The following is an 8,225-nucleotide window of genomic DNA, read 5'->3' on the forward strand; positions in this document are numbered from 1 at the left end:
AATTCTCAGCGACGAAAATTAATCCTTTCAACCATCGATAATCGGCCATGGACAATCGGTAATCGGTAATTAATTATTAATTATTAATTATTAATTGTTAATTATTAATTATTAATTGTTAGGGGATTTCTTCCGAGTTCCTCAAATTCTCAGCGACGAAAATTAATCCTTTCAACCATCGATAATCGGCCATGGACAATCGGTAATCGGTAATTAATTATCAATTATCAATTATCAATTATTAATTATTAATTATTAATTATTAATTGTTTCAAGTCTTCGACTAAAATCGCAAAAAACATATCATCATCTACCTCGGAAATTACCCAACTATTAACATCTAATTTGGGTTTATGGGTGCGGTCAAACCAGGTGAGACCGCGAGTTGATATTCCTTGGGTTTCTATCTCAACTTTCGCCCGGTAAAACTTGAATAATTCCGGGTAGAATATATAAGCGATAGTAGCGGCATCATGCACTAAAAAACCGGGAATCCCACGAGTGCGGCGGTTTTTTAAGGCGGTTGTTACCATGAACTTGACTAAATCAACTATAAATTCTGCGATCGCACTTTGGGGATTAACTGCGGCTATGCGATCGCTAATTTCTGGGGTGAAAATTAAATGCTGGGTAACATCTAAGGAAATCATCACCAAATCATGACGACTGGCGAAAACAGTAGCCGCCGCTTCCGGGTTATAAATAATATTAAACTCTCCATGGGGGGTAACATTTCCCCCCAAATGAAAAGAACCCCCCATAATCACAATTTCCCGCGCTAACTTGAGAATACCTGGGCGTATTTGTTCTGCGGCGGCTAAATTAGTTAAAGGGGCGATCGCTGCTATAGTAATTTCCCCTGGATATTTTTCTAAACAGTCAATAATCACCTGTGGCGAACCCAAAGCCTCCTCAAAATTATGGGTAGGCGGCGGTAAAGTATCCGACAAATTCCCGATACCATCATCCCCGTGAATATGACTAGCATTTCCCACCAAAGAATTAACCCCCATCACCCCACGACCCACCGTCACCCCATCCATTCCAGTCCAAGCCAGAACCTGACTAGCCGTGGTAAAAGTGCGTTGAGCCTCCACATTTCCTTCTGCAGTTGTCACCGCCACCAATTCAGCCATACCTTGGCTAACCAAACTTTGCAACCATAGCAAAGCGAACACATCATCCCCACCTGGGTCAGTATCTAAGAGAATTTTTCTCGGCTTTATTGTTAATGTCATATTGCCAGCTAATTCTTATTATTAGAATTGGGTTTGGGTGGACGAGGTAAATAATTATTACTCTCAGTTTTTTGCATTTGTTTAACTACCAAAAGCAAACGTTTTATATGAGGTTTAATAATTGTCTCGTTTTCATTAGATATGCGTTCTATTTCAGCCTGAATTTGAGACACATCACCCGCCTGCCGCTGAACAGGAGTTGTCAATTTACCCTGTTGATTTTGTAATAATGCGATCGCATTTTGTAACTCAATCACACTACCCTGTAAAGGGGCAATTTCCTGGTGAAACTGCTGTTCCATCTCATCCAAAGCCTGAGACATTTCACTCTGAAACGAAGCCACAGACTCCGTTAACACAGCCACCTGTTTTGACCCACGAACCCTCATCAATTCATCCTCACTTACAGGCTCTGGTAATTGGCTTTGTAGTGCCTCAATATCTCCCCTTAGTTGTTGGCGCAACCCCAAAATTGCCCGCACCGCCTTTTGTTCCAAAACCTCCACCGACTCCCGAACCTCAACCACATCAGCCTGAGTTTCCCCCATAGACTGTTGTAGGCGATGTCGGTTAGCAACATTAAGAGAGAGAGCCACAGTCAGAGGCGCAACCCCATAGAAAGCCTGACCCGAAAGCGCCACCACCACCGACCCAATAGCAGAACTTGCCAAAGAAATATATTCTGCCCACTCCAACCAGTGGCGCTGAGGTAAAGACGAGGCTAACAGATCAGACTCTGACGAATTAGGTTTGGGCATGGCAGCACTGTGATTATGGTTAAGTACAGATTGATTTGGGTGAGAAATCGGAGAAAACATAGCCATGATTTCAATTTAGGTTAAAAGTGAGCAGGTCGATTATGCTACAAGCAATTATGTTATAATCCCAGTCTAATCCGTAATTGTCCGATATGTTGCCTAGCAGGAGTTATCCGTTTTATGGAACCAAAACCAAACCAGGGATTCGCCAAAATTCGTCCATTTTTGAGTATTGCCACGTTTATCGGACTCCTGATTGGGGTAGGTTTACTGACCCTTAACCTTATGTTTGCCCTCATTGACAAATTCAGCTAATCTTCCTCAATCCTTAATGTAGGAACTTACGCACCTGATACTCATAGCTTTCAATAATCGGCATTTTCAGATCACCCATGGCTAGGTCTAGCTTTTCTAAGGCTTCTGTGGGAATGGACTTCCACTGTTCGCGAGTTTCCCAGCGAATTACTAGGATCACCTCTTCGAGTTTGGGGTCAACCCAAGTTTCCTTACCAATAAAACCCGGAAACTGCTTCAGTCCTTCTGTCCAAACCTGTTCATCCTTCTGAATAAAGGCTTCCCACAGTGTTGGGGGAACCTTAAACCGTAACCATTCAATCACCATATCATTAGACCAATTATCAGATTAGCGCTTAAAAAAGCTACTAGCTAGTCGCAGCACACCCGCAATATCAGCCTCTCCATCACCGGTACTATCTAAGAAACTCGTCAAAACCGGATTTTCGCCTTTTTGTGGATCTTGGCTATTAGTCCCAGTTTGCAAAAAGTTCAAAACCACAGGAACCAATAGGGGCAGCAAACTTCTAATAGTCTGAGCATTAACTCCGGTGCGCTGTTCGACCGCTTCAATCAGTCGATTTTGCGTTTGGGGAGAAAATAGCAATTGTACCACAGCAGGATTCGCTTGGATACCACTATACTGATTAACAAAGGATTGTACTGACTCCTTGCCTTCCTGGTTGCACTTTTCCTTGAGTGCCGATCGCACATAGTCCCCCACCACAGACATCACCGCCTGGGTGGTTTCCGGAGACCCACCAAAGTTAACCCCTAGCTGTTGTGCCGTATTTATGAGATCATTAATTTGGTTAATGTTGGCTTGCAGTGCTGGGTTATTCAATGCACCGACAATTTGATCAAATAGTTTCATGGACAATTACCCGTCATTCACTAAATTTACTTCTAGTGTACCCCTAGCGCCATCACCATGCCAAAACCAAAATTTGCAGATAGCCTGGGGACTATCAAAGTTCCTTGACCCATGCACACTGTTGAGCGTGCATCTCCCAACTTCATTAAGTTTATCAAAGGTTGATCAAAATTGACTTATTAAAATGCTAGAATACTTGTCCAGTAGGTTCTCACCTTCTGCTCAACTTGATCCTGAATGTGCCGCCTGAATTATAGATACCGATAATAATATCAGACATCCCCAAAATCTAAAATTCTGACAGCCATCAGAACCGAGGGTTACGCCTGGTATTTTGTAGACCTTCCTGGCTAATTGTAAAGCAACGGATGCCTCAAACCTCACCCAAACCCAATTCTTCAAATACCCTAACTCCTTGGGGGTTGTCTCTGCCGTTTTTCAATAATTTGGGAATTCGGCAAAAAATTAGTAGTGGCTATATGATTGTTCTCGGTGTAGCCGTCGGGGGTGTGTTAACCGGATTTGTAGTTAACACAGTTCTCACCAATAACAGTAATAAACAGTTTAAGATTAATCACAACCAAGCCCATTTTTTAATTAACTTAGATACGAATATTTTTGACCTAAAAGACCAGCAAAAAAAGCTGGTTAATAATATCAACAACCCCGACAAAATATTAATCATAATTTCCCAAATTAGGTCAGAAATTTTTCAATTACAACTGGCTCTGAACAATTGGCAGGAAGTGCCTAGCACCACGGACCCTAAAATCCAGCCAGACTATCAAAGATTACAAGAAATTTTGCAGGATTATAGCAGTGCGATCGCTGTATATACAGAGGAAATAAACCGCATATTTCCAGCTACAGAAACTGGTAATAATAGCCCAGAAAATCTACAAATAATCCAACAATCATTAAACAACTTCAACAACAGCCCCGCCGCCACTAACCTCTATGATTTGTCTGGGGAAGCATTGCGGTTAGCGGTTAATTTCCGCGATCGCGCCGACTTAGCCTTAGTTGAATTACAAACCGGACAAAGTATCGCTCGTAACATTATATTAATAAGTTTATTAACCGCTATAGTTTTAGGTTGGTTACTAGCCAAATATACAGGTAAAGCGATCGCCGATCCGATTGAAAAAATGATTGACATTGCTGATCAAGTAGGAGAAGATTCCGATTTTGCCCTAAGAATTCCCCTAATGGAAGACCAGCATACAGAAATCGGCAAACTCACAACCACCCTTAACCAACTAATTAAACGAGTGGCACAATACACCGAAGAACTCCAAAAAGCCAAAATTGCCGCCGAAGCAGCCAACCGATCAAAAAGCGTATTTTTAGCCAACATGAGCCATGAACTTCGCACCCCCTTAAACGCCATTATTGGCTATAGCGAAATGCTGCACGAAGAATCAAAAGATTTAGGCTACGATGATTTTTTACCCGATTTAGAGAGGATTCAAACCGCCGGGAAACACCTCTTAGACATGATTAGTGATATTTTGGATATCTCCAAAATCGAAGCAGGTCATGTCACCCTGTATCTCGAAGATTTTGCCGTACAACAATTAATTGATGATGTCGTAGCCACCGCCACCCCCTTAACCGAAAAAAATCATAACGCTCTGAAAGTCAAAACCGCCAAAGACCTCGGCACCATGTATGCCGACTTACCCAAAGTCAGACAAGTGCTATTAAACCTATTAAGTAATGCTTCCAAATTTACCAATAAAGGAACCATTACCCTGCAAGTGCAGCGAGTAACCAAAATTCCCAATGAGTGGAAAAAAGACACCTTGAATGCCGAAAAATTTGCCAGTGCTAAAACTCAGTATTTAGTTTTTCAGGTCAAAGACACAGGAATTGGTATGAATAAAGAACAGGTTAAACACATTTTTAAAGCCTTTATCCAAGCTGACGCTTCCACAACTAAACGATTTGGTGGCACTGGTTTAGGACTCGCTATCAGCCAACGACTGTGTGAGATTTTAGGCGGCGGCATTTATGTCAAAAGCCGTGAAGGAGTAGGCTCGACCTTTGTCGTTTGGCTGCCAGTCCACGTCTCTGGTCAGTATTTGTAGCCACCATAGCTCTGCTGATCACTTCGGTGATCCGTACCCCGAAGGTTAGGAATAGAGAACTAATGCCCCTAGTCAATTAAGCTAAAGTCTATAAATAGTCGGACAGACTCAAACCTTGAGAAAATGATGGCATTCTTATCAAAATCTTCCGCCAAAGGTCCCCCATGGTTAATAGCAGTCAATTATTAGATAAAATCAGTATAGGAGGTTATAAATTATGCAACCCACAGATCCGAGTAAATTTACAGAAAAAGCATGGCAAGCCTTAGCACAAACTCCCGATATAGTCAAACAGGCTCAACAACAACAAATCGAAACTGAGCATTTGATGAAAGCCTTGCTAGAGCAAGATGGACTGGCTAATAGTTTATTTAACAAAGCGGGAATATCAGTAGCTAAGGTCCGGGAAAGTACGGAAAACTTTATTAATCGTCAACCGAAAATTAAAGGAAACAGCACCAACGTATATTTAGGTCGCACTTTAGATACGCTGTTAGACAACGCTGAAGCCTACCGCCAACAATATGGAGACGAATATATATCGGTTGAGCATCTGTTATTGGCTTACACTAAAGATGCTAGATTTGGTAAAACTCTCTATCAAGAATTTCGACTAGATGAAGCGAAACTTCAACAAATTATTACCCAAATTCGAGGAAATCAAACTGTGACAGATCAGAACCCGGAAGGCAAATATGAAGCCTTGGAGAAATATGGACGCGATTTAACTGAAGCGGCGCGTATGGGGAAATTAGACCCGGTAATTGGTCGGGATGAAGAAATCCGTCGCACTATTCAAATTTTGAGTCGGCGCACTAAAAATAATCCGGTTTTAATTGGGGAACCAGGAGTTGGAAAAACTGCGATCGCAGAAGGATTGGCTCAACGTATTATCGCCGGAGATGTGCCTCAATCTCTCCAAGAAAGAAAACTAATAGCACTGGATATGGGGTCACTTATTGCGGGGGCTAAGTTTCGGGGAGAATTTGAAGAACGCTTAAAAGCAGTCCTGAAAGAAGTGACGGACTCGGAAGGTAAAATCATCCTATTTATTGATGAGATTCACACCGTTGTTGGTGCGGGAGCTACCCAAGGTGCGATGGATGCGGGAAACCTCCTGAAACCTATGTTAGCTAGGGGTGAGTTGCGCTGTATTGGTGCCACAACCTTAGATGAATATCGTAAGTATATTGAGAAAGATGCAGCCTTAGAGCGACGTTTTCAGCAGGTTTACGTTGATCAGCCTAATGTGGTTGATACTATCTCGATTTTACGAGGCTTGAAAGAACGCTATGAGGTTCATCATGGGGTGAAGATTTCTGATAGTTCTTTGGTGGCGGCGGCTACTCTGTCTACTCGCTATATTAGCGATCGCTTCCTTCCTGATAAGGCGATCGACTTGGTAGACGAAGCCGCTGCTAAGTTGAAAATGGAAATCACTTCTAAGCCGGAGGAACTAGACGAAATCGACCGGAAAATCCTCCAATTAGAAATGGAAAAACTGTCTTTGCAAAAAGAAAGTGATACCGCCTCCCAAGAAAGGTTAGAACGACTGGAAAAAGACTTAGCCAACCTGAAGGAAGAACAACGCACCCTCAGCGCTCAGTGGGAGTCGGAAAAAAATACAATTACCCATATTCAGTCCCTCAAAGAAGAGATTGATCGGGTTAACATTGAAATTCAACAAGCCGAACGTAATTACGATCTCAACCGCGCTGCTGAGTTGAAATATGGGACCCTGGAAGCTCTCAAAAAACAACTCCATCAAGCTGAGTCACAATTACAAGATACTCAAACCGGAGGGAAAACTCTCCTCCGGGAAGAAGTAACCGAGTCTGATATTGCTGAAATTATCTCTAAGTGGACGGGGATTCCTATTAGTAAATTAGTCGAATCTGAGAAGGAGAAATTACTGCATTTAGAAGATGAGTTACATCAACGGGTAGTGGGACAGGATGAAGCTGTAACAGCCGTCGCTGACTCTATTCAGCGATCGCGCGCTGGTCTGTCCGACCCTAACCGACCTGTGGCTAGTTTTATCTTCCTCGGACCAACCGGAGTCGGTAAAACCGAACTAGCTAAGGCTTTAGCCTCCTACCTATTTGACACCGAAGAGGCGATCGTGCGTGTTGATATGTCTGAATACATGGAGAAACACTCCGTTTCCCGCCTTTTGGGCGCTCCTCCCGGATATGTAGGTTATGATGAGGGAGGACAACTCACTGAGGCGATCCGCCGCCGTCCCTATGCTGTCATTCTGTTTGATGAGATAGAAAAGGCTCATCCTGATGTCTTTAATGTCATGCTTCAGATTCTTGATGATGGTCGAGTGACTGATGCTCAAGGTCGTACTGTCGATTTCAAAAATACTATCATTATTATGACCAGTAACATTGGGTCGCAGTATATTTTGGATATTGCTGGCGATGATTCTCGCTATGAGGAAATGCGTCACCGGGTTATGGATTCTATGCGATCGGCTTTTCGTCCAGAGTTTCTTAATCGCATTGATGAAATTATTATTTTCCACTCTCTCAAACCCCACCAATTGCGCGAAATTGTCCTCCTACAATTAGGCAATCTTTCTCAGCGCCTAGAGCAGCATAAAATGTCCTTAAAATTGTCTGAGAGCGCCCTGGACTACCTAGCTGATGTCGGTTTTGACCCCGTTTATGGAGCCCGTCCCCTCAAACGAGCTATTCAACGTGAACTAGAAACACAAATTGCCAAAGGCATTCTTCGGGGAGAGTTTAATGATGGAAATACCATCTATGTTGATGTCGAAAATGAGCGGCTTTCTTTCAAGAAATTACCCAGAGAACTAATCATCAAGTAAGAAACTAAATTTTAACTGATTCTTTATCCTTAACAATCACGAGGTTATTGAAAATATATAATTCCAACATTGAAGCCAGGTCAGACTCTAGTATTGGACAATGCAACGTTTCATAAAGGGGGGCGGATTGCTGAA

At 42.6% G+C, this 8,225-nt stretch carries 7 protein-coding genes; 3 read left to right on the forward strand and 4 right to left on the reverse strand.

Annotated elements, in window-relative coordinates; translation table 11 throughout:
* Positions 1-248 precede the first annotated feature (248 nt).
* Positions 249-1,238, reverse strand: a complete 990-nt coding sequence (locus tag ACTIE0_RS21295; RefSeq protein ID WP_006669215.1) for a nucleoside hydrolase — start codon at positions 1,236-1,238, stop codon at positions 249-251.
* A gap of 8 nt (positions 1,239-1,246) precedes the next feature.
* The gene (locus ACTIE0_RS21300) at positions 1,247-2,062 is read right to left on the reverse strand and encodes a hypothetical protein (protein WP_006617174.1); all 816 of its coding nucleotides are present in this window, start codon (positions 2,060-2,062) and stop codon (positions 1,247-1,249) included.
* Positions 2,063-2,176: 114 nt separating this feature from the next.
* Between ACTIE0_RS21300 and ACTIE0_RS21305 the strand changes: the two genes are divergently transcribed.
* Positions 2,177-2,311, forward strand: a complete 135-nt coding sequence (locus tag ACTIE0_RS21305; protein WP_006624103.1) for a hypothetical protein — start codon at positions 2,177-2,179, stop codon at positions 2,309-2,311.
* Between the two features lie 13 nt (positions 2,312-2,324).
* On the opposite strand, the gene ACTIE0_RS21310 is transcribed toward ACTIE0_RS21305, so the two are convergent.
* Positions 2,325-2,618: a TIGR03792 family protein gene (locus ACTIE0_RS21310; protein ID WP_006617175.1), complete on the reverse strand. Its 294-nt coding sequence runs from the start codon at positions 2,616-2,618 to the stop codon at positions 2,325-2,327.
* A 21-nt stretch (positions 2,619-2,639) separates the two neighbouring features.
* Complete coding sequence (locus tag ACTIE0_RS21315; protein ID WP_006624102.1) at positions 2,640-3,164, reverse strand: DUF937 domain-containing protein; 525 nt, start codon at positions 3,162-3,164, stop codon at positions 2,640-2,642.
* A gap of 368 nt (positions 3,165-3,532) precedes the next feature.
* Here ACTIE0_RS21315 and ACTIE0_RS21320 point away from each other — a divergent pair, with 368 nt between their 5' ends.
* Positions 3,533-5,254, forward strand: coding sequence for a sensor histidine kinase (locus tag ACTIE0_RS21320; RefSeq protein ID WP_006624101.1), 1,722 nt, complete (start codon positions 3,533-3,535; stop codon positions 5,252-5,254).
* Between the two features lie 217 nt (positions 5,255-5,471).
* Positions 5,472-8,090 carry an ATP-dependent chaperone ClpB gene (clpB, locus tag ACTIE0_RS21325; protein WP_006669214.1) on the forward strand — a complete coding sequence of 873 codons (2,619 nt, stop codon included), beginning with the start codon at positions 5,472-5,474 and terminating at the stop codon, positions 8,088-8,090.
* Positions 8,091-8,225: the final 135 nt, after the last annotated feature.

Origin of the sequence: Limnospira sp. (assembly GCF_051859755.1) — a bacterium.
GTDB classification, from domain to species: domain Bacteria; phylum Cyanobacteriota; class Cyanobacteriia; order Cyanobacteriales; family Microcoleaceae; genus Limnospira; species Limnospira fusiformis.